The organism is Thioclava pacifica DSM 10166, assembly GCF_000714535.1.
Lineage (GTDB): Bacteria > Pseudomonadota > Alphaproteobacteria > Rhodobacterales > Rhodobacteraceae > Thioclava > Thioclava pacifica.
The window spans coordinates 638,324-661,881 of the sequence record NZ_AUND01000001.1; the positions used below are offsets into that span (position 1 = coordinate 638,324).

At 62.7% G+C, this 23,558-nt stretch carries 23 protein-coding genes and 1 tRNA gene; 16 read left to right on the plus strand and 8 right to left on the minus strand.

Annotated elements, in window-relative coordinates:
• Positions 1-40 precede the first annotated feature (40 nt).
• Positions 41-805 (plus strand): DUF6969 family protein, encoded by a 765-nt coding sequence (locus TP2_RS02845; protein WP_051692132.1) that lies wholly within the window; start codon positions 41-43, stop codon positions 803-805.
• A 5-nt stretch (positions 806-810) separates the two neighbouring features.
• Here the strand turns inward: TP2_RS02845 and TP2_RS02850 are convergent, their stop codons facing one another.
• Positions 811-1,389, minus strand: a complete 579-nt coding sequence (locus tag TP2_RS02850; protein WP_038073013.1) for an ImuA family protein — start codon at positions 1,387-1,389, stop codon at positions 811-813.
• Positions 1,390-1,591: 202 nt separating this feature from the next.
• Between TP2_RS02850 and TP2_RS02855 the strand changes: the two genes are divergently transcribed.
• Positions 1,592-2,356, plus strand: coding sequence for a hypothetical protein (locus TP2_RS02855; protein ID WP_038073014.1), 765 nt, complete (start codon positions 1,592-1,594; stop codon positions 2,354-2,356).
• Positions 2,357-2,520: 164 nt separating this feature from the next.
• Positions 2,521-2,727 (plus strand): cold-shock protein, encoded by a 207-nt coding sequence (locus tag TP2_RS02860; protein WP_038073016.1) that lies wholly within the window; start codon positions 2,521-2,523, stop codon positions 2,725-2,727.
• A 58-nt stretch (positions 2,728-2,785) separates the two neighbouring features.
• Here TP2_RS02860 and TP2_RS02865 read toward each other — a convergent pair whose 3' ends face one another.
• From TP2_RS02865 to acnA, 3 genes are all read right to left on the minus strand, one after another.
• Complete coding sequence (locus tag TP2_RS02865; protein WP_206198301.1) at positions 2,786-3,400, minus strand: thioredoxin family protein; 615 nt, start codon at positions 3,398-3,400, stop codon at positions 2,786-2,788.
• A 192-nt stretch (positions 3,401-3,592) separates the two neighbouring features.
• The gene (locus tag TP2_RS18175) at positions 3,593-4,618 is read right to left on the minus strand and encodes a GFA family protein (RefSeq protein ID WP_084713836.1); all 1,026 of its coding nucleotides are present in this window, start codon (positions 4,616-4,618) and stop codon (positions 3,593-3,595) included.
• 145 nt (positions 4,619-4,763) lie between these two features.
• Positions 4,764-7,514: an aconitate hydratase AcnA gene (gene acnA, locus TP2_RS02875; RefSeq protein ID WP_038073020.1), complete on the minus strand. Its 2,751-nt coding sequence runs from the start codon at positions 7,512-7,514 to the stop codon at positions 4,764-4,766.
• A gap of 269 nt (positions 7,515-7,783) precedes the next feature.
• Between acnA and TP2_RS02880 the strand changes: the two genes are divergently transcribed.
• The 7 genes from TP2_RS02880 to TP2_RS02910 all read left to right on the plus strand — a co-directional run bounded on the left by TP2_RS02880 (position 7,784) and on the right by TP2_RS02910 (position 12,542).
• On the plus strand, positions 7,784-8,668 hold the full coding sequence (locus TP2_RS02880; RefSeq protein WP_240473693.1) for a DUF1223 domain-containing protein: 885 nt from the start codon (positions 7,784-7,786) through the stop codon (positions 8,666-8,668).
• A gap of 159 nt (positions 8,669-8,827) precedes the next feature.
• The gene (locus TP2_RS02885; protein WP_038073023.1) at positions 8,828-9,331 is read left to right on the plus strand and encodes a hypothetical protein; all 504 of its coding nucleotides are present in this window, start codon (positions 8,828-8,830) and stop codon (positions 9,329-9,331) included.
• Between the two features lie 186 nt (positions 9,332-9,517).
• Positions 9,518-9,871 carry a 30S ribosomal protein S6 gene (gene rpsF / locus TP2_RS02890; protein WP_038073025.1) on the plus strand — a complete coding sequence of 118 codons (354 nt, stop codon included), beginning with the start codon at positions 9,518-9,520 and terminating at the stop codon, positions 9,869-9,871.
• 22 nt (positions 9,872-9,893) lie between these two features.
• The gene (rpsR, locus tag TP2_RS02895; RefSeq protein ID WP_038073027.1) at positions 9,894-10,118 is read left to right on the plus strand and encodes a 30S ribosomal protein S18; all 225 of its coding nucleotides are present in this window, start codon (positions 9,894-9,896) and stop codon (positions 10,116-10,118) included.
• Positions 10,119-10,130: 12 nt separating this feature from the next.
• The gene (rplI, locus tag TP2_RS02900; RefSeq protein WP_038073029.1) at positions 10,131-10,745 is read left to right on the plus strand and encodes a 50S ribosomal protein L9; all 615 of its coding nucleotides are present in this window, start codon (positions 10,131-10,133) and stop codon (positions 10,743-10,745) included.
• 149 nt (positions 10,746-10,894) lie between these two features.
• Complete coding sequence (locus tag TP2_RS02905; protein WP_038073031.1) at positions 10,895-12,211, plus strand: mechanosensitive ion channel family protein; 1,317 nt, start codon at positions 10,895-10,897, stop codon at positions 12,209-12,211.
• Between the two features lie 73 nt (positions 12,212-12,284).
• On the plus strand, positions 12,285-12,542 hold the full coding sequence (locus TP2_RS02910) for a hypothetical protein (protein WP_038073033.1): 258 nt from the start codon (positions 12,285-12,287) through the stop codon (positions 12,540-12,542).
• Between the two features lie 107 nt (positions 12,543-12,649).
• On the opposite strand, the gene tig is transcribed toward TP2_RS02910, so the two are convergent.
• From tig to TP2_RS02925, 3 genes are all read right to left on the minus strand, one after another.
• A complete protein-coding gene (gene tig, locus TP2_RS02915) occupies positions 12,650-13,978 on the minus strand; it encodes a trigger factor (RefSeq protein ID WP_038073036.1) in 1,329 nt (442 codons plus the stop codon).
• A 665-nt stretch (positions 13,979-14,643) separates the two neighbouring features.
• Positions 14,644-15,630, minus strand: coding sequence for a hypothetical protein (locus TP2_RS02920; protein ID WP_051692133.1), 987 nt, complete (start codon positions 15,628-15,630; stop codon positions 14,644-14,646).
• A 126-nt stretch (positions 15,631-15,756) separates the two neighbouring features.
• Positions 15,757-15,840, minus strand: a tRNA-Leu gene (locus tag TP2_RS02925).
• Positions 15,841-16,011: 171 nt separating this feature from the next.
• Between TP2_RS02925 and TP2_RS02930 the strand changes: the two genes are divergently transcribed.
• Complete coding sequence (locus TP2_RS02930) at positions 16,012-16,494, plus strand: Hint domain-containing protein (protein WP_051692134.1); 483 nt, start codon at positions 16,012-16,014, stop codon at positions 16,492-16,494.
• A gap of 381 nt (positions 16,495-16,875) precedes the next feature.
• A complete protein-coding gene (locus TP2_RS02935; protein ID WP_038073038.1) occupies positions 16,876-17,484 on the plus strand; it encodes a Crp/Fnr family transcriptional regulator in 609 nt (202 codons plus the stop codon).
• Here the strand turns inward: TP2_RS02935 and TP2_RS02940 are convergent.
• Positions 17,481-18,233 carry a Crp/Fnr family transcriptional regulator gene (locus TP2_RS02940; protein WP_051692135.1) on the minus strand — a complete coding sequence of 251 codons (753 nt, stop codon included), beginning with the start codon at positions 18,231-18,233 and terminating at the stop codon, positions 17,481-17,483. The two genes, TP2_RS02935 and TP2_RS02940, sit on opposite strands and share 4 nt — an antisense overlap.
• Before the next feature lie 227 nt (positions 18,234-18,460).
• Between TP2_RS02940 and TP2_RS02945 the strand changes: the two genes are divergently transcribed.
• The 4 genes from TP2_RS02945 (at position 18,461) to TP2_RS02960 (ending at position 23,554) form a co-directional block, all read left to right on the plus strand.
• Positions 18,461-18,649 (plus strand): hypothetical protein, encoded by a 189-nt coding sequence (locus tag TP2_RS02945; protein ID WP_038073040.1) that lies wholly within the window; start codon positions 18,461-18,463, stop codon positions 18,647-18,649.
• 267 nt (positions 18,650-18,916) lie between these two features.
• Positions 18,917-20,197 (plus strand): surface lipoprotein assembly modifier, encoded by a 1,281-nt coding sequence (locus tag TP2_RS02950; RefSeq protein ID WP_169739500.1) that lies wholly within the window; start codon positions 18,917-18,919, stop codon positions 20,195-20,197.
• A gap of 286 nt (positions 20,198-20,483) precedes the next feature.
• Positions 20,484-22,910, plus strand: a complete 2,427-nt coding sequence (locus TP2_RS02955) for a calcium-binding protein (protein WP_038073043.1) — start codon at positions 20,484-20,486, stop codon at positions 22,908-22,910.
• Positions 22,911-22,945: 35 nt separating this feature from the next.
• Positions 22,946-23,554 (plus strand): hypothetical protein, encoded by a 609-nt coding sequence (locus TP2_RS02960; protein WP_038073046.1) that lies wholly within the window; start codon positions 22,946-22,948, stop codon positions 23,552-23,554.
• Positions 23,555-23,558 lie beyond the last annotated feature (4 nt).

Genomic DNA, 23,558 nt, shown 5'->3' on the forward strand with positions numbered 1-23,558 from the left:
GCCGCTAGGCTGGCCCCGTTCGCATGAGGAGAGAGGCCCGATGACGAAGATGGACCCCGCGCCGCACCGCCCCGCACCGACGTTGCGCATCCCGACCCCCGCGATCGACCGCCTGCCGCGCGCGCGTCTCGAAGAGATGCATGACGCGGCCGAGACCGTGCTCGAATGTGAGACTGTACTTGCCAAGTCGGGCATGAGCGTGGTGTCGGAAGTCTTGCGCGGGCAGGGTGATTTCCTCACCTGGGAACGCTATCCGCGCGGCGATGTCTTCGATACCGAGACCCATTGCCATTACTTCTACCACGCCCATGACGCGCGCGAGATGGCCAAGGGCGAGAACGGGCATTTCCACCTCTTCATGCGCCCTGACGGCATCATTCCCGGCCTGAAGCCCTGGGATCTGCCCGGTGCGCGCATCCCGGAGGACGGCGCGTCCCGCTTCGTCCATATCGGCGCGATCAGCGTCGATGCACAGGGGCGCGCGCTGCGCATCTTCACCACGAACCGCTGGGTGACCGATGAGTGCCTCTACCGCGCCGAGGACATGATCCGGCTGCTCGATCATTTCGCGATCGAGCTGGCGCATCCGAACTGGGCGGTGAACCTCTGGCTGAGCGGGATGGTCACGCTTTACCGGCCTCAGGTTGAGGCGCTGCTGCGCGCGCGTGATGCGCAGATCGAGGCCTGGCTTGCCGAGCATCCGGACTCGGAGGTGCTTGAGGATCGCGGGCTTCAGAACATCACCGAATGGCCCGTCGATCACGTCGCCCAAATCGGGATGCTCGAGGATCAGCTCGACCTCTGAGCCGATCAGCCGGGTTCCGGCGCGCAATCGGTAACGCTCAGGATCTCGGGGCCGCGGTCGCGCGCGTTCCAGCGCACCTCCCAGGCACGGCAGGGGCCGGACTTGTTCTTGATCTGCCGCCAGCGCAGCCGTGGCGCATCCACCCCCTCGCGCAGATCGCGCTCGAAGATCGGCATCGCCTGCCAGCGCGTCTCGGCCGCGTTCGAGCCACCCTGTGGCGAGATCAGGCACAGTCCCGTCGCTTCGCCTTGCTTGGCCGCGAGTTGCAACCGTCGCCCCTCGGTGAGGCTGATCGCCTTCGGCGTCTCGCCGATCACCAGCGGGGCCGAGCCATCGCGCAACGCCTCTTCCATCACCGCGAGCGTATCGGTCTGATCCTTGCCCCGCGCGATCAGGAGCCGCGCCGGGTCGAAGAAGCTCAGCAGCCCGCGCGGGTTGAGCCCGTCGCGGCGATGGCGCTCGCTGACCCAGATCACCGGGCCGGATGTGGTCGCAGCGACCGCGCAGGCAAAGCTCGTGGCGCCGAGGCCGCAGACCTCATGGGTGCGGCCCGCGCGCAGGGGAAAGGGCAGGGGCATGCTCATGGCGATAATCTAGCGTGAACATAAAGGGAACAAAATCCCTTTCCGGTTGCTCTGGAGGGCCGTTCCGCCTGAACGCCGTTTGCAATTGGCGAAGATCACCAAAATGCCAAAGTTTCTCCCATTTTGCGAAAGTTGTGACTGGTAACGGTTTGGTGAGCAGTCCGGGTCAATAAAGGCCCGCGGGAACGGGCAAAGGCGATAAATGGTATTTCTTCCGGCAAGACAGGGACACGAGCTGCGCGCGGTCGTCACGCGCGCGCCGCTGCATGCGCATTTCCAGCCGGGCACAGGCAAGACGCTTGTGGTCTCCTTTGCCGGTGTCGGGCATTCGCGCACCGCGCCGCAACCGCCCGAGTTTCGCGCCATCGCAAGCCAGCGCGGCGAAAACCCGGTTCTTTTCATCGCAGATTCCGCCCGCAGCTGGCTCAATGCGCCGGGGCTGATCGGGGCGATTTCCCTCACGATCGAACGCACGCAGGCCGAGACGGGCGCCGAGCGCCTCGTGGGGATCGGCAATTCGATGGGCGGCTTCATGGCGCTCGAAATGACGCGGCATCTGCCCTTCGATGTGGTGTGTGCGATCTCGCCGCAGGTTTCGGTGCATCCCGATCACGTCCCTGAGGAGCATCGCTGGCGCTTCCTGCGCAACCGCATCGGGAACTACCGTGTGCCGAAGCTTGGCAAGCATTTGCCGCACGATCCTCAGATTTTCGCGCTTCACGCCGATCATCCTGACGAGATGATCCATGCACGCAGATTCCCGATCGCTCCGAATATCGCGCATTTCCTGCTGCCGGGATATGATCACGGCATGGCGCGCCAGCTCAAATCAGAAGGGCATTTGCGCGCCCTCGTGGGCCATGCGATCCGTGGGCATAAGCGCAAGTTCGCCCTGAGGGTGAAGGCGGCCGGCGGGCGCTTCATCCAGCGCGAAGATCGCAATCCCGCATCTTCTCAGGCGGCTTGATCCGATCCACCATTGCAATTTGATCGCGAAGCGCCTATGTGCTGCCTCGCTACGTTTGCTTCCGACACGCACTGTCTCCCTTACCGGCTTCAGTTCGCTACCAAGAACTGACACGGCCAGGCTGACGCATTCCGCGGGCAGCACTTATTTGAAGGAGACACACGATGGCCGAAGGCACCGTGAAATGGTTCAACAGCACCAAAGGTTATGGCTTCATTGCCCCGAATGATGGCGGCAAGGACATCTTCCTGCACATCTCGGCGGTTGAGCGCGCCGGCATCCAGCGCCTCGACGATGGTCAGAAAGTGACCTACGACCTGGAAACCGGCCGTGACGGCCGCCAGTCGGCGGGTAACCTCGAGCTCGCCTGAGCCTGAGCGAAAATTCGAGAACGGCCCGCGCCTCGCGCGGGTCGTTTGCGTTTGGGGCTCACCACACGTCGGGGTCGATCCCCTGTTCCGCCAGCGCAGAGAACTTGTCTTGCAAGAAACGCTGGAAGGGCTGGTCTCGATAGGCGCCGGTCGCGACGTATTCCAGCCCCGAGAGATGGTGGAACGGTTTGAAATAGCCCGGCATTCGGAAAGCCTCGGCCGCGCGCAGATCGGTTGCGCCTGCGTTCTGAGCCGGGATCAGCACCTGCGTCGGCGTGAAGTTCACGAACCATTTCTGTGCCAGCGCGCGCTCCTCCAGCGCCTCGCCGTCGAAATCGGTAACCTCCCGCGCACCCCAGAGATCGAGCTGCAAGACGACGAAGCTGGCCTTGATGAGATCCGTGATCTCGGATCGCTTGAAGTTCACCAGATGCATCTCGCGGCAATAGGGGCATCCGCGCTGCTCGAAGAGCACCATCAGCCCCTTTCCCTGATCCGCGGCCTCGTTCAGATCCTCGCCGAGGTCAAGAAAACTGTCGTGAAAGAAGCTCTGCTGGTAAAGCCCGCCATCGCCCATCACGGCCTCCGCCCGTACCGGTCGCGCAGCACCTCCCAACGCCCCGCTTGCGGCCATAGCGCCGCCCGTCAGGGCCAACATCTCGCGCCTGTTCATCGCGCCGTCCTCCCTTGTGATGGCGAGAAGTATAGCACAAGGGGGCAGGGGCCGGCGATGTTGGGGTGGATTGAGCGTTCCGGTAACGCATGCCCGGTGTGGCGACATGCTCCCGTTGCTGAAGAGAAGGTCTGCGAGGCGTAACGAAGCTGCCTCAGGCATTTGGCACTATCTTGGTCGGAGGTTTTGATCCTACAACCCGCTTCCGTCACCGACGCGCCAATGTTGATCATAGGTGCGGCCAGTGTTGATCGAGCCGTCAGGTGCGCGTCGATGTGCGTCGAAAGCTTCTATGCCGGCAATCACCGTGCCGCTTGGAAGGGCCTCGCTCAGAAATATCTGAAGAGCGGTTTTGGGCGAGACGTCGATCCGGTTGGGTCGGTCGAGCGTCCCCCGGAATACACCAACCTCGTCAAATCGCTCGCCGGTAAGCCATATGGCAGTCCCACAGTTACCGCAGAACCGTTTTTCAAGTGCCTTTCCGCTGCCGCCACGGTGACGATGAACTACTGGCGTGCCCTTGGTGATCCGGAACTTGTCCGGGTCCCAGAGCAACTCGAAATTCACGCCGGAGCCCAACGACTTCTGACAGGATCGGCAATGACAGATAACAACTGCAACCGGTTGATCATCCGCTTCATAGCGGACGTTGCCGCAAAGGCATCCACCGGTATGCGGTCCGGAACCCTGGTCTGTTTCACTGTTCAAAACATGCTCGCCGAACACGTGCTCGATCGCGGGCGAACCGTCTGCAGGGGCACAATGGCCCTCATAAGCATGGAAGCCTTTAGGTGTGATTGTCCCCGACTGCGCGGCCTCCAAGAAAAGGTAGCGCAAGGTTTCGGCATCAAATCCGACTTCCTGCGGGTTGTCGAAACTGGTCGTGAAGACGTTCATTGTGTCGCCCCAGCGCTGCAGCGTGAGGAATAGATGCGAACCGCAGTCCCTACAGAAATGAAGGTAAACTTCCTTCCCGCTGCCCTCTGAAATGTGCGTGTAAACCAAGGGCACACCTTCCAGAACCTCGATCTCGTCTTTGGTAAAACAATGCTCCACAAGAAACGGCCCCCCGGTCGTGCGTTGGCAAAAGTGACAATTACAGACGTAGGCATTGCCAGTGTGCGGCACTGTTCTGTAGCGGATCGCTCCGCACTTGCACCCGCCGGTGTGGCCGTTTTTAAAATCCTTCATGAGATAGAAACCTGCCGAACCGTCCATCGCAAATCAACCAAATTGGCCGCGTAGGGCTCAATCCCGCCCTTGCCCCTCGGAGAGCCCTCCGCGCCATCCGCCGTCCGGCGATATCTGCCGAAACGAGAAAGGCCCCGCAACCGCGGGGCCTTTTCCAATTCTGTCAGACCGATCAGGCCTTGGCGAGGTTGCGCAGCACGTAGTGCAGCACGCCGCCATTGCGCAGGTATTCGATCTCGACCGCGGTATCGATGCGGCTCTTGAGATTGATCACCTTGGTCGACCCATCCTTGTAGGTGATGGTGCAGGGCACGATCGACTGCGGCTTGATATCGCCTTCCAGACCCTCGATCGAGACCTCTTCCTCACCGGTGAGGTTGAGATCCTTGCGGGTCATGCCTTCGGTGAACTCGAAGGGGATGACGCCCATGCCGACGAGGTTCGAGCGGTGGATACGCTCGAAGCTCTCCGCGATCACGGCCTTCACGCCGAGCAGGTTGGTGCCCTTCGCCGCCCAATCGCGCGAGGAGCCTGCGCCGTATTGCTCGCCACCGAAGATCACCAGCGGCTTGCCTTCCTTGGCATAGGCCATCGCGGCGTCGTAGATCGAGGTCTGCTTGCCATCGGGGCCCTTGGTGAAGCCGCCCTCGACGCCATCGAGCATCTCGTTCTTGATGCGGATGTTGGCGAAGGTGCCGCGCATCATGACTTCGTGGTTGCCGCGGCGCGAGCCGTAGCTGTTGAAGTCTTTCGGAGCGACCTGACGCTCGACCAGGTATTTCCCGGCCGGGGTATCGGGCTTGAACGAACCCGCGGGCGAGATGTGGTCGGTGGTGACGAAGTCGCCCAGCACGGCGAGGATGCCCGCGCCCTTGATGTTCGAGATCTCACCGGCATCCGGAGACATGCCCTGGAAGTAGGGCGGGTTCTGGATGTAGGTCGAGGTCGGCGGCCAGTCGTAGGTTTCGCCACCCGAAACCTCAACGCCCTGCCACTTCTCGTCGCCCTTGAACACGTCGGCATATTTCGACTGGAACTTCTCGCGGGTCACGACCTTCTCGACGAGATCGGCGATCTCCTTGTCGGTCGGCCAGATGTCCTTGAGATAGACCGGCTTGCCGTCTTCGGTGTGGGTCAGCGGCTCCGAGCTCAGGTCGATATTCATGTCGCCCGCGATCGCATAGGCCACGACGAGCGGCGGCGACGCGAGGTAGTTGGCGCGCACGTCCGGCGAGATCCGGCCTTCGAAGTTGCGGTTGCCCGAGAGCACCGAGGTCGCGATCAGGTCGTTGTCGTTGATCGCCTTCGAGATCTCCGGCTGGAGCGGACCCGAGTTGCCGATACAGGTGGTGCAGCCGTAACCCACGAGGTTGAAGCCCACCGCGTCGAGGTCTTCCTGAAGGCCGGCGGCTTCCAGGTATTCCGACACGACCTGTGAGCCAGGTGCCAGCGAGGTCTTCACCCACGGCTTGCGGGTCAGGCCCAGTTCACGCGCCTTGCGCGCTACGAGACCTGCGCCGATCAGCACATAGGGGTTGGAGGTGTTGGTGCAGGACGTGATCGAGGCGATCACCACCGAGCCGTCGCGCAGCTCGTAATCCTCGCCCTCGACTTTCGCGGTCTTGCCGATGGTGACCGATTTGGTCGCGACCGGGCCTTCATCGGCCATGTCCTTGGCGTCGGACGAGATGTCGATGCCGCGATATTCGGCGACGACTTTCTCGAACGCATCGGCCGCACCGGTCAGCGGCAGGTAATCCTGCGGACGCTTCGGACCGGAAATTGCCGGGACGATGGAGCCCATGTCGAGTTCCAGAGTCGAGGAGTAGATCGGCGAATAATCCGCGTCACGCCACATGCCGTTTTCCTTGGCATAGGCTTCGACCAGCGCGATGCGGTCCTTGTCGCGGCCCGTCTGCTCGAGGTAGCGCAGCGTTTCGGCATCGACCGGGAAGAAGCCGCAGGTCGCGCCGTATTCGGGCGCCATGTTGGCGATGGTCGCGCGCTGTGCCAGCGGCAGCTTGTCGAGGCCGGGGCCGTAGAACTCGACGAATTTGCCGACCACGCCATGGGCGCGCAGCATCTCGACGACTTTCAGCACGAGGTCGGTGCCGGTGGTGCCTTCGACCATCTCGCCGGTGAGCTTGAAGCCCACGACTTCCGGGATCAGCATCGAGATCGGCTGGCCGAGCATGCCGGCTTCAGCCTCGATGCCGCCCACGCCCCAGCCGAGAACGGCGGCGCCGTTGACCATGGTGGTGTGCGAGTCGGTGCCCACGAGCGTATCGGGGTAGGCGACTTCGGTGCCGGCCTGATCCTTGTCGGTCCAGACGGTCTGAGCGAGATATTCGAGGTTCACCTGGTGGCAGATGCCGGTGCCCGGGGGAACGACGCGGAAGTTCTCGAACGCGGTCTGACCCCATTTGAGGAACTTGTAGCGCTCGATGTTGCGCTCGTATTCACGATCCACGTTCATCTGGAAGGCGCGCGGGTTGCCGAACTCGTCGATCATCACCGAGTGGTCGATCACGAGGTCAACCGGAACCAGCGGGTTGATCTTCTGCGCGTCGCCGCCCAGGCCCTTGATGCCGTCGCGCATCGCGGCGAGGTCGACCACGGCGGGAACGCCGGTGAAGTCCTGCATCAGCACGCGGGCGGGGCGATACGCGATTTCGCGCGGGTTCTGGCCACCCTTTTCGGCCCATTCGCCGAAGGCCTTGATGTCGTCCACCGACACGGTGAAGCCGTCATCTTCGAAGCGCAGGAGGTTCTCGAGCACCACTTTCAGCGAGGCGGGCAGTTTCGAGAAATCGCCGAGGCCAGCTTCGGTGGCCGCGGGGATCGAATAATAGGCATAGCTCTTGCCGCCGACGCTGAGCTCGCGGCGAGTCTTGGCAGTATCCTTACCGGTAACGATGGGCATGAGAATGGCCTCCCTTCATGGGTCCTAAGGGTGTCGCTGGCGCTGTGTTTGCCTGAAGCTTTCCATCCGTTCAAGAGGGAGGACGCATTTTTTGTATACCGTTGCACACAAAAAATCGTTTCCTGGTCCTTCCCGGAGGGAAACCTGCAGCGATTTTACACATAATTTCGTTTTTTGCGCGCAGACCGCAAGAAATCTCTCAAAACCTTGATTGGTCATGGTATCGGCCACGGCGCTAGGTATAAAGGCGGACGGTGGGAAGAGGTTGCATGGTGCGCGCAGGGAGTTTTACCGCGATCTGGATCGGCATGGCAGCGGCGCTTGGTGGCGTTGCGATGCCCGAATACGTGCGGGCGGATGATATCGCCTCCGGCACGGGCGCAACCTACGTTCCCGATGCCCCGCCCGGCATGCGCCTGCGCGTCTCCGAGGCGATGGTGCAATCCATGGCGCCGGATGCAGAAGCCTCGGTGCAACGCGTCTCGTCCGAAGAGACGAATGCCGGCCCCGTCGTGGTAGAGCTTTTCACCTCGCAGGGCTGTTCGTCCTGCCCGCCCGCCGACGCGCTTTTCGAGGAGATCGCCGAGCGGCCGGACGTGATCGCGCTCGCGCTTCACGTCGATTACTGGGATTATCTCGGCTGGAAGGATCCCTTCGGCAAACCGGAATTCACGGCTCGTCAGAAAGCCTATGCGCTGGCCGCGGGCGAGCGCACGGTCTACACGCCGCAAATGATCGTCGAGGGGCGCGAGGCTCTGGTCGGCCCGCAGCGTACCGATCTTCTTGCTGCCATCACCCGCGAAGCGGAAGAGGCGCAGCCGGTCAAACTGACGATCGAGGGGCAGGGCGGGCGCTACGAGGTCTCTCTGAGCCCGGTCGATGGTGCGAGCGAACCTGCCGTGGTGCAGGTCGTGCGATACCAGCCGCAAGCCACGGTCGATATCCTGCGCGGGGAGAATGCCGGGCGCACGGTGACCTATTCCAATATCGTCACCAGCTGGCGCGCCGTGGCCGACTGGGACGGCAAGACGCCAACCACGCTCTCGATCGAACTCGAAGGAGAGGCGCCGGCCGTGTTGATCGTGCAGGCCGCGCGCCAAGGTCATTCGCTTCCTCTGCCCGGCCCGATCCTTGCCGCTGGGCGGCTGGACTGAGCGGGCAGGGGGCGCGAGCGGCTCATCGCGCCGGTCACATGGCGCCGTTGTAAATCCCCTTCCCCCGCAATCTTTGCTGGAACCTGCCGCCGAAGGGATAGCAGGATGGGCCAAGGTCGCGACGCGGCTCAGCCCTGCCGTGAGGAGCCCGACGCCCCAATGTTCCGCAAGCTGTTTGGTTCGCCCAAGACGCAATGGCTTTCCCAAAGCGCCGTCAGTGACGCGCTCGAGCGCGGAACCGAGGCGCCGTTCAAAGCCGCGGGCGGGCTTTACGCGCTCTCCCCGGACAGGGGCTATGCCATCCTGTTGCGAGACCATGCCGCCTGGGCCACCTCCGGGGTCGGGGGCGGGGCGCCGCACTGGCGCTGGGGCGACTATCCGCCGGAACGAGGCGCGACGGGCCGGCCGCTTGTCAACGTCTTCAAGCGGAGCGGGCAAGACGCTCCGGGCTATTGGTATGGGCTGTTGGTGCCACAGGCGCTGCGCATCACCGAACTGCGCACGATCCCAGACTCCGGCCCTGCGTTTCGTCTGAAGACGGATACGGACGACCATGTGATCCCGTTTCACAAACTCGACGCCTTCATGTGGGACGCGATGACCGGCGAGGCGCAGACGGAAGAGGATATCGTGGCGCGGTTCGGGGAGTTTGTCGCTCTCTGACGCCGCTGTCCTCTTGGGCTCTGCCAACCTCTGACCAAGCGCCCGGTTTTTTCTTGCATCCGGGCGCGCAACCCGTATAAGGCCCCATCTTCCGCGTTTGCTATGAACCGGCGGAGCCTCTCGTGTTGGGTCGCGGAAGCCTCATCTGCCCAACTTTGAAGCCGCCTTGAAAAAACAGGAGTTCGCATGCCGCTTTACGAGCATGTCCTCATCTCGCGTCAGGATCTGTCCAACGCGCAGGCCGAAGGCCTTGTCGAACATTTCTCCACGGTCCTGTCGGACAACGGCGGCAAAGTCGTCGAATCCGAATACTGGGGCGTGAAGACCATGGCCTACAAGATCAACAAGAACCGCAAGGGTCACTACGCCTTCCTGAAAACCGACGCCCCCTCGGCCGCGGTTCAGGAAATGGAGCGCCTGGCCCGTCTGCATGACGACGTGATGCGCGTGCTGACCATCAAGGTCGACGCCCACGAAGAGGGCCCCTCGGTCCAGATGCAGAAACGCGACGAGCGCTCCGAGCGCCGTGAGCGTCGTTGATCGGTAGACAGGAGTAGACACCATGGCAAAACCGTTTTTCCGCCGTCGCAAGGTCTGCCCGTTCTCGGGTGAGAACGCGCCGAAGATCGACTACAAGGACACCCGTCTTCTGCAGCGCTACATCTCTGAGCGCGGCAAGATCGTCCCCGCCCGCATCACCGCCGTTTCGGCGAAGAAGCAGCGTGAACTGGCCCGCGCGATCAAGCGCGCCCGCTTCCTCGCCCTGCTGCCCTACGCCGTGAAATAAGGAGACCGACCAATGGAAGTGATCCTTCTCGAACGCGTGGCCAAGCTCGGCCAGATGGGTGACGTGGTCACCGTCAAGGACGGCTACGGCCGCAACTACCTTCTGCCGCAAGGCAAGGCGCTGCGTGCCAACGAGGCCAACATCAAGGGCTTCGAAGAGCGCAAGGCTCAGCTCGAAGCGCGCAACCTCGAAACCAAGCAGGAAGCCGAAGCGCTGGCATCGCGCCTCGACGGCCAGCAGTTCGTCGTGATCCGTTCGGCCTCCGACGGCGGCAACCTCTACGGTTCGGTCACCACCCGCGACGCGGCGATGATCGCCACCGACGAGGGCTTCTCGATCGACCGCAAGCAGGTCGTGATCCGTCAGCCGATCAAGGTTCTCGGCCTTCACACTGTCGAAGTGCACCTGCACCCCGAAGTGGTCTGCGAGATCAACCTGAACGTCGCGCGCTCGGCCGAAGAAGCCGAACTGCAAGCCTCGGGCAAGTCGATCCAGGATCTGGCAGCGGAAGAAGAAGCCGCGGCTGAATTCGAGATCGCGGAACTGTTCGACGATATCGGCGGCGCCGCTTCGGACGACGACGAAGGCCCGGTCGCGACCCCGGAAGCCGAAGCCGACAAGACCTGATCGGAGTCCGCTCCGGCAGATCTGCCAAAGTTTGAAACCGCGCCTCCCGGGGCGCGGTTTTTCTTTGTCCTGTCCTCTCCGCACGCGAAGGCGCTTGCCTCGCAGGGGCGGCCTTCGTTAGGTGAAGGCGTGAGGTAAAGAGGGCAGTCATGGACGAGTTGATCGCGCGTATTCGACCCTATGGGGAAACGGCCTGGGCCTGGGCGCAGACGCCCGCCGCCTGGGGGCAAGTTGCGGCGCTCGCACTGGTGGTCGTACTCACGGGGATGCTCGCGCGCCTGTTGCGCCCACGCTTGCGCGTCTGGCTGACCCCGCTCGCCGGGACCAGAGCTCTGCGCGCGGTGATCCGCCGTCAGATCCTCCGCTTGATGCCGCTCCTTTGGCCGTTGCTTGCCGCCGGGCTGGCGCTTCTGGCCGAAAGCATTCTCACCTCGATCTTCGGCACCGCCGGGATCGTGGGCTTCGCCAAGCGGGTCTTCCTGTTCCTCGCCGTGCGCACCTATGTGCGCGATGTGCTCAAGGACCCGTTCCTGCGCACTTTCGGACGCTTCCTCGTGCTGCCGATCGCGCTGGTCTATGTGGTGGGGCTTCTGCCCGCCGCGAGCACCGCGCTGGCAAACATCAAGGTGCCGCTGGGCAATCTCTCCTTCGACCTGCTCTGGGTCGTGAAATTCGGCCTCTTCGGCGGGCTGATCTTCTGGTTCGGGCGGTGGTCGAACGAGCGTTCGCAGAGCTATATCGAAACGCAGGAGGAGCTGCGCCCGGCCACCCGTATCCTCGCGATCAAGGCGGCCGAGATCGTGATCTTCGGCGCCGCCTTCCTGATCCTGATGAACGTGATGGGGGTCGATCTGACGACGCTCGCGGTGCTGGGCGGCGCGCTCGGCGTCGGCATCGGTCTGGGCTTGCAACAGATCGCGTCCAACTTCATCTCGGGCATCATCCTGCTGCTCGAAGGGCAGGCGACGGTGGGCGATTATGTCGAGCTCGACGGGGGAGAACAGGGCACGATCGTCAAGATGACGATGCGCTCGATCATCCTCGAGACCTTCGACGGCAAATGGATCGTGGTGCCGAACGAGCATTTCATCACCACCCGCGTCGTGAACTATTCCGATCAGGGCTCGGCCAATCGGCTCGAAGCCCCGTTCTCGGTCAGCTACGAGACCGATATCAACCGCGTGCCCGAGATCGTCGAGCGCGCTGTCGCGACCCATCCGGCGGTGCTGAGCACGCCGCAGGCCCCCGATTGCGAGCTGCGTGGCTTTGGCGAGAGCGGCATCGACTTCGCGGTGGAGTTCTGGGTGAGCGGGCTCGATGACGGGCCGCACAAATATACCTCGGATGTGCTGTTCCTGATCTGGAATGCGCTCAAAGCCGAAGGAATCGAGATCCCCTATCCGCGCCGCGTGATCGAGATGCGCGGGGCCGGGGCCGCCCAGCTCGCCGCGCCGCAGGGGGGGTGAGCGCGCAGGCAAAGCCTCAAAATTGCCGTTTTTTTCTCCCAGACTGGCCTTTAAGCCGATCTGGAGAGGCAAGATGAAGCTGTTTTCGATCATTCACCGGGCGCTGACCCATACCGTGCTGGTCACGGCCGGCTTGCTTTACATGTACAATCCCCCCGCCTTCGAGGGGCGGCTGGCCGATGCTGGCGAAGTGCTCCGCGCTGTGATCAACGGCGATCAGGAGGGCACCGAGGCCCTGCGGACCGCCGCCTACAGCATCGGCGCGAAATTCGAGAGCGCCCGCCGAGAAATCGGCGCTGCGGCGCAGGATATGATCACCGCCAAGCCCTGATATCGGGCGCAGGCCGCGCCGCTGCGCGACAGGTTCCAAACCCGCACCTAGCAAAAAGGCCGCTCCCGAAGGAGCGGCCTTTCGATCTTTGCGATCGCTGACGGGGATCAGACCTCGTCGAGCTTCTCGATCTCTTTTTGCAGGTCTTCCTTGGAGACTTCCTTCTCGGTCACCTTGGCTTCGCCCGCGATGTAATCGACGACCTTGTCTTCGAAGATCGGCGCGCGCAGCTGCTGTTGCATCTGCGGGTTCTGCTGCACGAATTCGAAGAAGGCACGTTCCTGACCCGGGTACTGGCGCGCCTGGTTCATGACCGCCTGGGTCATCTCGGCGTCGGAGACCTCGATCTCCTGCTTGCGGCCGATTTCGGCGAGCAGCAGGCCAAGGCGCACGCGGCGCTCGGCGAGGCTGTTGTGCTCGTCGGTCGCTTCGATCTCGCCGTGATTATGGCCGTGATCTTCGGGATGCTCTTCGTGATAGAGCTGGTGCGCGATCTGCTTGGCCTCGGCTTCCACCAGCGAGGGCGGCAGGTCGAACTTGACCTTGTCGTCGAGCTGGTCGAGCAGGCCACGCTTCATCACCTGACGCGCAGCGCCGACATATTCGGCTTCGAGACGCTCGGCGATCTGGCCTTTCAGCGCGGCGAGATCTTCGGCGCCGAACTGCTTGGCGAGATCGTCATTGATCTCGGCGGCTTTCGCGGCTTTCACCTCGTGCACCTTGCACTTGAAGAGCGCTTCCTTGCCCGCGAGGTGCTCCGCACCGTATTCGGTCGGGAAGGTCACGGTCACGTCGATATCGTCGCCAGCCTTGGCGCCGAGGAGTTGTTCCTCGAAGCCCGGGATGAACGAACCCGAGCCGAGCTCGAGCGGGTAGCCTTCGCCCTTGCCGCCTTCGAACGCTTCGCCATCGACGAAACCTTCGAAATCGATCACGACCTGATCGCCATTCTCGGCCTTGCCGTCCTTGGCTTCGAAGTTCTTCGCGGTGGCCGCGAGGCTGCTAAGCGCCTCGTCGACTTCGGCTTCGTTGGCCTTCACGACCAGACGCTCGAGGGTGACGCCCGAGAGGTCGACTTCCGGGATTTCCGGCAGCGCTTCGTACTCGACGGTCACGATCACGTCGTCACCCTCTTTCCAGTTCTCGCCGTCTTTCATCTCGATCTTCGGCTGCATCGCGGGGCGGTCGCCGGTCTTGTCGAAATGTTCGCTCATCGCGCCGTCGACGGCGTCCTGCATCGCTTCGCCGAGGATGCGCGGGCCGAACTGCTTGCGCAGCATCGCCATCGGCACCTTGCCCTTGCGGAAGCCCTTCATCTCGATCTCGGGCTGCGCTTCTTCGAGCTTCGCGGTGACCTTGTCGTCGAGTTCTTTCGCGGTGATGGTGATCTCGTAGCCGCGCTTGAGGCCGTCGTTGAGGGTCTCGGTGACCTGCATGGGATGTCCTTATCTTTATGCGCCGCGCGGATCGCGGCCGGGTTCGCAATTTCAGCCGCCCTTCTATTGGGCGCGCGCCTTGGTGGCAAGGCGAAAACGGGGCCTGGCAGGGCCGTCTCGAAGGGAATGTGAGCGGTGTGGGTTCGCAGCGACCGGGAAGCGGGTGTCTGACTCCGTGCGGTGCCGCTGCGATACGCGCTTAGCGGCGGGGCGCACAGCCGTGAAAGGTCGGGTCATCGACGCCGCCAGACCCGCGGGCGCCGTCCGGTCCGGCTTGCCCACACAAGCCACGCGGACCCCCTTTGAGGCGCTGCGCCGGTCGAAGCGGCGTCGATGACCCAGATCCGGCGTGCACAGGGCAGCCCCGCGATACGGGAGCGGCGCGGGTCTCGCCAGATACCATTTCGCGACCGGCCGGGCCGGTTGCGTTCAAAGGGCCGGGCAAAGCAATCGCGCTGCGAGCCTGGGCGGTGGAAGACCCGCCCGTGTGACGCTTTTCGAGATCTCCTCTCGCGCTGCGCGATATCTCTACGCCCCTGAATGGCGCATGTTGCAGCTTTCGCCGTTTTCATGCGCTTTGCCCCGGCGCTGACATTAGGGAAAGCGTGGCAGCGATGCAGCGTCCAAATCCGGGCAGATCGGGGTCGATCGGGCACGCGGCGCGATCAACCGCCCGCATTCGCCGCGATCGTTTCGCGCAAGGCCCGGTCGACCATCTCGAACTTCACCGCTTGGCGGCGGAAATGGTCTTTCACGAAATCGGTCGTGACCCACAGGCAGCCCCGCCGGCGTGGCTGCTCCCAGCCGAGCAGCCCTTCGGTCTCGGCCTTGTGCACCATACGCTTGACGTTCGAGACCGAGATCAGGAAGCGTTCGGCCAGCGCGGCGATGCTGATCGGTTCGAGCAGGATCCGCCCGTCCACCGCCTCGAGCGTGGTGAGTTTCGAAATCAGGTAATGCAGCAGCAGACCGCCGACATCCGAACCCAGAAAATTCGCCATCGAGGGGGCTGGGTTGAGCCATTCGTGATCGGTGAGGATCAGTTCGAGCATGCGCGGCTGGGCGCGAAACAGGATATCGATATCTGCGCCCGCGACCGCATCGCGATTACCGCCGTCGAGCAGGTCGAGACAGCGCAGATGCCCCTGACACCACAGCCGCATCCCGGTCTCGGCCAGTTCGGTCGTGGTGGCTGGACGCAGGCGGGCATCCTCGACCTGACCGAGCCAGTGCAGAAAGCCGTAGGTCTCGAGTTCGGACATATACAGGCTGAGCGTGTTGCGATTGACCTTCACATGGGGACGCAACACCTCGTGCAAGCGGCCCGGTGTGAGGCCGATATCACCGGGATCGAACCGCCCGCGCATGCTCAGCGCGAAACAGGTCTGGGTGACGAGCCATTTGCGATAGGAGGCCAGCAGCCGCGCCATGCGCGGGTTCGCGGTTTGCACATCAAGCAGGACGAGCGCGATTTGCTTCTCGGCGCTGAAGAATTGTGGATGATTGGCGATTTCGCAGCGCCGCATCGCGATCCCGCGTAGCGGTGCGGCCGCCACGCTATTCCGCGCAGCCACACCCGTCGGGTGGGGACTGTCATTATCCATCGGCTGCGGCCTGTGCGGCGAGCGCCGACCCTTCAAGAGGTCGGTCATCGCTTTCCCTTACGTACGTTTCCCGAAAGCGATGATAAAACAAAACCTTGCAAAAGTAAGGGTGCGGTGTTCGCAGAATGCGCACGAACCTGCGAGCCAGGCCGATCGAAAGCATTTCAGGGGGATTGGTGCGGGTGAAGGGACTCGAACCCCCACGCCAAAGGCGCCAGAACCTAAATCTGGTGCGTCTACCAGTTCCGCCACACCCGCATGCGGGGCGTAATAGCAACAGCCTGCGCGCTGGGGAAGGGGGGCTGCGCGTTTTCGCTCGTCTTAACCCCGTGTTCAGGGTTAGCCTTTCATAAAAGGCGCGTCAGACGCCGAAAAGCAGTAGGCAGAGCAGGTATCGCCATGGAACAGGATCCGCGGCGGGAGGACGGTATGGCCGTGCTCCGGCAAGTTCTCGACATCGACCGGCCTGACGCAGCGCCGGGGGACGCGCTGGCAGGCGGCATCGCCGCAGGTGCGCGCGTCTATACGCTCGATGGCGCGCTTCCCGTGGAGTTCCTCGAACCCGGAGATCGGGTGGTGACGCGGGCGGGCGCGCGGCGTTTGCGGCGGGTCGTTTCGGGGGAGTATGCGGGCAGCCTGATCCGCGTCGCGCCCGGCGCGCTCGGCCATGACCGGCCCGGGGCGCCGCTGCTGCTTGGGCCCGCGACGCGGCTTCTGATGCGCGATTGGCGGGTCGAGGTGATCTACGGTAAGCGCGAGGCTTTGGTGCCGGCGCAGGCGATGGTCGACGGGCGCTATGTAACGCTCGGGCGGGGCCGCGCCCGGCTCTACCGCCTGGAATTCGAGGCACCGGAGGTGATCTATGCCGATGGGGTCGAGATCGCGGCGGCGGCTGCGCAGGTGCGCGCCTGACTGGTCAACCCGGAGAGATTCTGTCAGGAATCCAGCGAAAAACAACCCATGGTTGAAACCGTCACCTTGATCATCGCAAAATGCAAAATCAAGGCCTGTGTGCATGCGAGATTCGGTAGGGTTTTTCTGTTTGCTTCCCGTGATAGATCTTAATAATTGACATATAGCCGTTCAGTTTGCGACGGTTGGCAAGTGCTTATGGGGTAAGCGCTGCGTGTTCACACACGTCTGCCGAAGGGAAGAGCCCGGAGAAAATTCATGACAGCACCTTTGCGAAATGCGGAGGCAGCATTTGTTTGCGCCGGGTGTCGAGGCCGGAATAGCGGTGTCTGCGGCAGCCTTTCGGAGGGTTCGCTCGCCCGGATCTGCGCTTCGGCCCAGATGGTGACCTTGCCGGCGAATGCCCGCGTGTGTGAGGCGGAGCGGGGGTGTTCGCATTTCCATCTGGTTCAAAGTGGTTACCTGCGGATGCAGAGCCATTCGCTTTCAGGACGGCGTCAGATCCTTGGCGTCGCGCGCCCCGGTGAGAGCATTGGGCCGCCGCGTCGCGGGGTCGGGGGATATGAAGTCGAAGCCGCGACGCCGGTACGACTGTGCCGTTTCGATCGGCTGACTTTCGAGCTGCTGCTACATGAAGAGCCGGAACTGCGCCGGGCTCTGTGCCAGCAATCGCAAATCTGGCTTGAGAAAACCCGCCGTCTGACCTGGGTGCTGGGCGCGCTGGGGTCGAACGCGCGGCTGCGTGCGATGCTTTTGCTGTCGCGCGACTGGCTGCCCTGGCAGCCGCTCGAAGATGGGACGGGGGTTCTGTCGCTCGACCTGCCGCGCCAGGACATCGCGGATTTCCTCGCCACCACGCAGGAAACCGTGAGCCGCCTGCTGCACCAGTTCGAGGATGACGGGCTGATCGAGATCATCAACCCGCGCAAGATCCGCCTGATCGATTACGAACGGCTCTCCGAGGGGCTCGACGTGCTGGGCGTGGCCTAGAGGTCGAAATCCTCGATCAACAGCGCATTGCCCGCAGCCTCGGTCAGCTCGCCCAGATCCAGCACATCCATGTCGTAAGGCGTGTTGATCGCGATGATCCCGTCGCGTTCGAGCTGCTTGAACGAGCGGCTGAGCGATTCTGGCGAGGTGCCCAGAAGATGAGCGATATCAACGCGTTTGAGCTTGATGTTCAGATTGATCGGGGCGCGCGGCGCGATCGCGCCCTGCACCTTGTGCCGGCACAGGATCAGCAGCAAAGAGGCCACCCGCTGCACCACCTTGCCACTGCCCAGCACCATCACCCATTCGCGCGCGGCGTCGAGCTCGTCGAGCACGTTGAGCAGGAATAGCCGTTCGGCCTCGGGCGAGCGCACGAGCAACGCTTCGAAAGGCTCGCGCGGGCAAGTGAGCACCTCGGTTTCGGTCAGCGCCTCGATCCGGTAGCCCGATTTGCCATTGAAGGCGCGCCCGAAGAGATCTGCCGGGGTCAGCAGCCCGATAATATGGCGTCGTCCGTCAGGCAGATCCTTGATCATCGCGAGCAGCCCGTCGAGGACGAAGCCGATGTTCTCCGCCTCGGTGTTTTCCTCGATCAGAATATGGCCCGCGGGCACCGTGGCGCGCTCCCAGATTCCGAGCATCTCGCCTTGGAGATCGTCGGGAAGCGCATCGAGGAGGCGTTGCATCTTGCCATTGGCCGCTCGCCCCTCGAGCGCCGAGGAGATGACCTGGCGTTGATGTTCTGTCATGAAGCGCGTTTCACTGTTAAGTCCTGTGCTCGCGCTAGCCTAGAATGTGCTGTGGAAAAATCCAACGGGAGATTGCAATAGCACCTGCGGCGAAGTGTCGGCGCGCATTCGCGGACCGATGTGCTCCGGGATGAAAAAATCATGCACGACCGCCATCCCGTTGACGGGCATCAATGAATCGATGCGCCGCGCCTCGATAACTTGGCTTTCAAACCATGGAGGGACGCATGAAAAATCTTCTTATCATTCTCGGTGTCACGGGCCTGCTGGCGGGCTGCGACATGATGCAACCGGCAGCCTCGGATGCGCCGGACGAAGCCGCGATGGCGGCATCGTCGGAGGCGGCGGATGCCACCTCGGGCACCCATGAGCAAACCGAGAGCCACGACCGCGATCAGGCGAGCAACCCGAACTGAGACCTGTGTTCCATTTCGGAAGCTAACGATCTGGCCCGTCTTGTCCGCTGCGACAAGGCGGGCCTTTTCCACGACACCACGGTGCGGTTAGGCTGAGGCACGGGCGAGCAGGATCTGAGAGGGGCGGAAACTGGAATGAGCGGGGCATTCGGAGATCTGGCACGGGTGCGGCTGGGCCGCATTTTTGCAGGCGCGATGCTTGGTGCCATGGTCATTTTTGCCCCTGGGACGCCCTTTGTAAGGGCGGCCTTGGCTCAGGATCTTTCGGTGTCTTCCGCGCAAGACCGGCAGCTCCTCGATCTGTTGCGTCAGAACGACTGGCCCGGAGCCGAGGCTCTGGCCCGCGTGATCTTGCAAGACCGGCCCGGCGATGTGGGCACGCTCGTCGTGCTGTCGAGGGCGCTGCGAGCACAGGGTGATGCGGCAGGGGCAAAGGTCGCAGCCGAACGCGCGGAGGCGGCTTCGCGCAACCCGCGCGAACATTACATCAGTGCGGTCGAGCTGGCGGCGGCGAGCTACGATCTTGGCCATCCGATGAGCGCACAGCTTTGGTTGCGCCGCGCGGTGCAGATGGCTCCGGATGAGGCGCTCAAGGCCCGCAGTCTGCGCGATCTGCGCGCCGTGATGGCCGCGACGCCGTGGGAGATCAGCTTCGATCTGAACGCGGGCCCATCCTCGAATGTGAATAATGGAAGCCTTGCCGATCAGGTCGATATCGGCGGGATCGATTTCATCCTCAATCCCGATGCGCGCGCGCTCTCAGGCTATGAGATCGCGGCGCAGCTGGGGCTGCGCTACCGGTTCAAGGGGTTTGGTGATCTGCCCGCGCAAGCGGGGCTGACCCTTTTCACACAGCAGGTCGTGCTTTCCGACAAGGCCAAGCGTGCCGTGCCCGACGCTAAGGGCAGCGATTATGCCTTCAGCGCGGTCGAGCTTTCGCTCGGTCAGGCGCTGAACAAGCCGAGCGATCCGCTGCGTTTCCGCCTCGATGGGGTGATCGGCAAGAACTGGTATGGCGGCGCGGATCTGAGCAATTACCTGCGGCTGTCGGGAGCGGCGCAATGGGGCGATGCGCAGCGTGCGGTGACCACGCTCACGCTGACCGGCGAGCGCCAGATTCGGCTCGACGATCCGCGCAAGACCGCCTCGATCCTCGCCCTTTCGGCGCGACGCGACTGGCGCCTGCGCAGCGGCGACCGGCTCGGGCTGTCGCTGGGGGTTCGCAAGGCGCGCTCGGACTCGATCGAGATTGACCATCGCGCGGTGATCGTAGGGCTGAGCTACGATCTGGGCCGGCCGCTGGCGGGCAAGCTCTCGCTCGGCGCGGGGTTCCAGTTTGAGCGGCGCGACTATGATGCCTCGCTCTACGCCACCGGCGCGCGGCGCGATTGGCGCCGGCAGGTTTCGCTGCGCATCGGGTTTCCGAAACTCGACTATTATGGCTTTTCGCCGGTGCTGCGTATCGAGGCCGAGAAGACCAACTCGAATGTCGAGTATTACAAGCGCTACGACACCACGGTGCGGTTTGGTCTGCGCTCGGTCTTCTGAGCGCGCAGGCCGGAGATCGCCGGAAACCTTTCTGAAAACGTGCTCTTTTTTCCTCAATCTTAACGCGTCTGTCCGCCGTTGATGGCCGTCAATGCGAATCACGCTCCCGTCACGCGAGCGTGAGACTCGAAGCAGATCCGACCGGGGTGGGAAATGGGGCTTGGGCCCTCTTTTCGGAAGGTCGGAATGTTCGAGGGGATGACGCATCGCGACCGAGAGGCCGGGTGTGGGAGGGCTTATCCGTCCGCGATGGCGTCATGCATATTTTTGACAGAGGGGACGCGAGATGGCGACGCCAATTGATCCAACCAATGTAGACGACTGGGACGAGCCGCTGAACACCGATCCGATGTTCCGGTCGTCGCATGTATTCAGCACGGCCGACATCACGGTGACCTTCGACGGCATGACCGTCGGGGCGGCGGAAGATCCGCTCGAGTACTTTGACACGACTGGCGCGAACGGCACCAAGGTCACTCAAGACGGGGTGACGCTGTTCCCGATCAACAGCGAGTTCGGCTACGTTGTCGCGGATTTCACCAATGCCGAGCAGAAGGAAATCGACGACCTCTACGAGGAAGGCTGGGCAGGCGATCTGACCGATGCACAGGGCACCCAGCTCGGCATCGTGATCTCGGACTCGCCTACCGACACGTTCAAGACCCCGGCTGTGTACGGCACTTGGCTGGGCGGTCTTGGCGGTGAGACCGTCAAGGCCTCGACCGAGCATTACGTGGTGATGCAGAACGTGCTCTCGGATCAGAAATATCCCGGTGACGATGACGAAAGTACGCTTTATCCGCTTGATGACAATCTAATCGTCGTGGGCGGCGTCTATGATGGAAAGTCCGTCAAGGGTCTGCTCGATGGAGGTTATTTTGATGAAGAGGGTGTCCAGATCCTCATCGAGGATGTGAACGGCGACGGCGTCATCGATATCAAGGATATCCTCCAGCCCAACGAGACCGAGATCACCGAGAATATCGCGGTCAGCAGCGATTACTCGGTTACGCTCAAGGATGACGGCAAACTGCTCTATCGTTGGGGCAACGTGATCAAGAAGCCCAACGATGTGCGGCTCGAGGCGACGCTCGACCTGCCGACCGACTGGAGTGAATACAACCCCTATACCTCGGTGCGCGATCTCTACCATGTGACCGAGGCCGAGTTGGTGATCCATCACACGATCACCAACAACCCCAACGATCAGGTCCGTCCCGAAGACTTCGAGAACGAAGCCGCCATCGGGATTCTGCCGACCTATTACATCGACCCGGCCTGGAATGGTGACGGGGCGGGCGAACGCGAAGTCTGGCTCACCACGGATGCCTACTACGCGGGCGACGGAACGCTTTACCCTGCCGATACCATCCTGCGCGACGAATTTCTTGCGGATGCATGGGATGAGAGCGTCTTGGGCGATATCGGTGCCGATGACGGGGCGGACGGCTTTACCAACGCCTGGTACACGACGATGGACCGCGAGCCCTTCGAGCCGGTGCTCAGCGAGGACGGCACGGAATATGCCGATAGCGGTCCGCGCTGGCGCCTGCTGCCCGACAAATACGGCCAGGATCTGCCCTCGGTGGTGATCCCCGATGATCCGAGCGAACCGCCGCCGCCCACCAATGACGAGGTGAAATACGAGGTCGGCGCGGAAACCCAGACCGTTCTCAACCTGCTCGACTGGGGTATGCCCGCCAAGCCGCTCTCCGTCAGCGCAGGCTGGCAGGACAAGCCCGGCGAGGTGTCGGTCAACGGGATGAACTACACCGACGGCTTCGACGTGGCGGTCTATATCAAAGGCGATATCAAGCCCGCGACGGTTTACAGCGCCGAACTGGTGATGAGCTATGAGCTGATCTCAACCCATGCAGTGGGCGCGGATGTAAATGGCTCCGACGACGTGGATGATTTCCTCGTCGGCCTTGGCTCGAACACCTTCACGGGCGGCACCGGTGCAGATCTCTTCGTGGTCAGCTATGGCTCGTCTGTCGAAGGCGCAGCTCTGACGACCAGCACGATCACCGATTTCGAAGTCGGCACCGATGCGATCGGTCTGATCGGTCTCGGGGTGAGCGATGTGCTCGACGAGAACGGTGTCAGCGATTTCGACCATAAGATCTCGCAGGTGATCAGTGGTGACGATCTCCAGATCTGGCTCGACAGTGATGGGGAAGGGGCGGGTGAGTCATTCCTGCTCGCGACCCTCACGGATGTGGCGGGCGATCTCGGCCCGAGCATGAAGCTCGACATGGAAGCCGATTTCTTGCTGGCCAATCCCGGTCCGGGCACTGAGCCGAACCCTGAAGACCCGCCGACGGAGATTACCGGCACCGAGGCAGGCGAACTCCTCATCGGTACGCTGGGCGATGACATCATTCTCGGCCTGGGTGGGAACGACAACATCTACGGCCTGTCGGGCGATGACACGATCGACGGCGGCGCCGGTCTCGACCTGCTCTATGGCGGTCTCGGCAATGATGTCTTCGTTTTCGCGGAAGGCGGCGGCATGGATATCGTTTACGATTTCGAGGATGGCTCGGACATGGTCCAGCTCTCGGGGATGACCTTCGAAGACCTGACGATCAGCTCCTATCGCACGACTGGCACGCAGATCACTTACGGCACGGACCGGATGATCCTGCGTGGCGTCGATGTCGCGGATATCAATGTCGATGACTTCATCCCCGATGACAGCCTGATCGTCTGATCTCTGCCGGTGATAGTTTTACAAGGAATATGAACATGAAGACTCAAGTGAAATATCTCGTTCTGGCAGGCGCGGCAGCAGCATTGGCGGGATGTGGCGGGTCGGGGGGGACAACCCTCACCACCGCGCCCACCTATGCTCAGCTTCTGGATCGGGCGACTACGATGGCCGATGATACGGGCGTCATCGACTCCAACACCGGCGAGCTCATCGGAACGGAGCGGACTGTCGTGCCGACGTCAGGCACTGCCGATTACAAAGGCTATGTCGGAGGCGAAGTCGACGGTGGTGGGTTTATCGGCGAGCTCACGTTGACCGCCGATTTCTCGGGCGGCGGCTCGGTGAGCGGTTCGGCGACGAACTTCCAGCATGAAACCAACGGAGCCTATACCGGCGCGCTGGCGATGCCGTCCACGGGTATCTCGGCCAATTTGGCCGGGGATCAGGAATTTGCCGGGACGCTCTCCGGGGATCTGACCAACGATGGGACGGTGAATGCCACCAATATCGCCTTGACCGGCTATTTCTTCGGCGGGACGGACGATGCGCTGACCCAACCGACGACTGCCGCAGGTTATGCGGACGGTACCGTCGGCGGAACGCTGCTGAACGACGGCATCTTCATCGCGACCCAGACGCCCTGAGGCG

Coding starts and splice junctions, on each gene's coding strand:
- TP2_RS02910 (WP_038073033.1), top strand. CDS start 12,285: ATGAAGCTGTTTTCGATCATTCACCGGGCGCTGACCCATACCGTGCTG.
- TP2_RS02935 (WP_038073038.1), top strand. CDS start 16,876: ATGGTGACCTTGCCGGCGAATGCCCGCGTGTGTGAGGCGGAGCGGGGG.
- rplI (WP_038073029.1), top strand. CDS start 10,131: ATGGAAGTGATCCTTCTCGAACGCGTGGCCAAGCTCGGCCAGATGGGT.
- rpsR (WP_038073027.1), top strand. CDS start 9,894: ATGGCAAAACCGTTTTTCCGCCGTCGCAAGGTCTGCCCGTTCTCGGGT.
- TP2_RS02940 (WP_051692135.1), bottom strand. CDS start 18,233: ATGACAGAACATCAACGCCAGGTCATCTCCTCGGCGCTCGAGGGGCGA.
- TP2_RS02930 (WP_051692134.1), top strand. CDS start 16,012: ATGGCCGTGCTCCGGCAAGTTCTCGACATCGACCGGCCTGACGCAGCG.
- TP2_RS02850 (WP_038073013.1), bottom strand. CDS start 1,389: ATGAGCATGCCCCTGCCCTTTCCCCTGCGCGCGGGCCGCACCCATGAG.
- TP2_RS02955 (WP_038073043.1), top strand. CDS start 20,484: ATGGCGACGCCAATTGATCCAACCAATGTAGACGACTGGGACGAGCCG.
- TP2_RS02920 (WP_051692133.1), bottom strand. CDS start 15,630: ATGACCGACCTCTTGAAGGGTCGGCGCTCGCCGCACAGGCCGCAGCCG.
- TP2_RS02880 (WP_240473693.1), top strand. CDS start 7,784: ATGGTGCGCGCAGGGAGTTTTACCGCGATCTGGATCGGCATGGCAGCG.
- rpsF (WP_038073025.1), top strand. CDS start 9,518: ATGCCGCTTTACGAGCATGTCCTCATCTCGCGTCAGGATCTGTCCAAC.
- TP2_RS02865 (WP_206198301.1), bottom strand. CDS start 3,400: ATGAACAGGCGCGAGATGTTGGCCCTGACGGGCGGCGCTATGGCCGCA.
- TP2_RS02885 (WP_038073023.1), top strand. CDS start 8,828: ATGTTCCGCAAGCTGTTTGGTTCGCCCAAGACGCAATGGCTTTCCCAA.
- TP2_RS02945 (WP_038073040.1), top strand. CDS start 18,461: ATGAAAAATCTTCTTATCATTCTCGGTGTCACGGGCCTGCTGGCGGGC.
- TP2_RS02860 (WP_038073016.1), top strand. CDS start 2,521: ATGGCCGAAGGCACCGTGAAATGGTTCAACAGCACCAAAGGTTATGGC.
- TP2_RS02855 (WP_038073014.1), top strand. CDS start 1,592: ATGGTATTTCTTCCGGCAAGACAGGGACACGAGCTGCGCGCGGTCGTC.
- acnA (WP_038073020.1), bottom strand. CDS start 7,514: ATGCCCATCGTTACCGGTAAGGATACTGCCAAGACTCGCCGCGAGCTC.
- TP2_RS02960 (WP_038073046.1), top strand. CDS start 22,946: ATGAAGACTCAAGTGAAATATCTCGTTCTGGCAGGCGCGGCAGCAGCA.
- TP2_RS18175 (WP_084713836.1), bottom strand. CDS start 4,618: ATGGACGGTTCGGCAGGTTTCTATCTCATGAAGGATTTTAAAAACGGC.
- TP2_RS02905 (WP_038073031.1), top strand. CDS start 10,895: ATGGACGAGTTGATCGCGCGTATTCGACCCTATGGGGAAACGGCCTGG.
- TP2_RS02845 (WP_051692132.1), top strand. CDS start 41: ATGACGAAGATGGACCCCGCGCCGCACCGCCCCGCACCGACGTTGCGC.
- tig (WP_038073036.1), bottom strand. CDS start 13,978: ATGCAGGTCACCGAGACCCTCAACGACGGCCTCAAGCGCGGCTACGAG.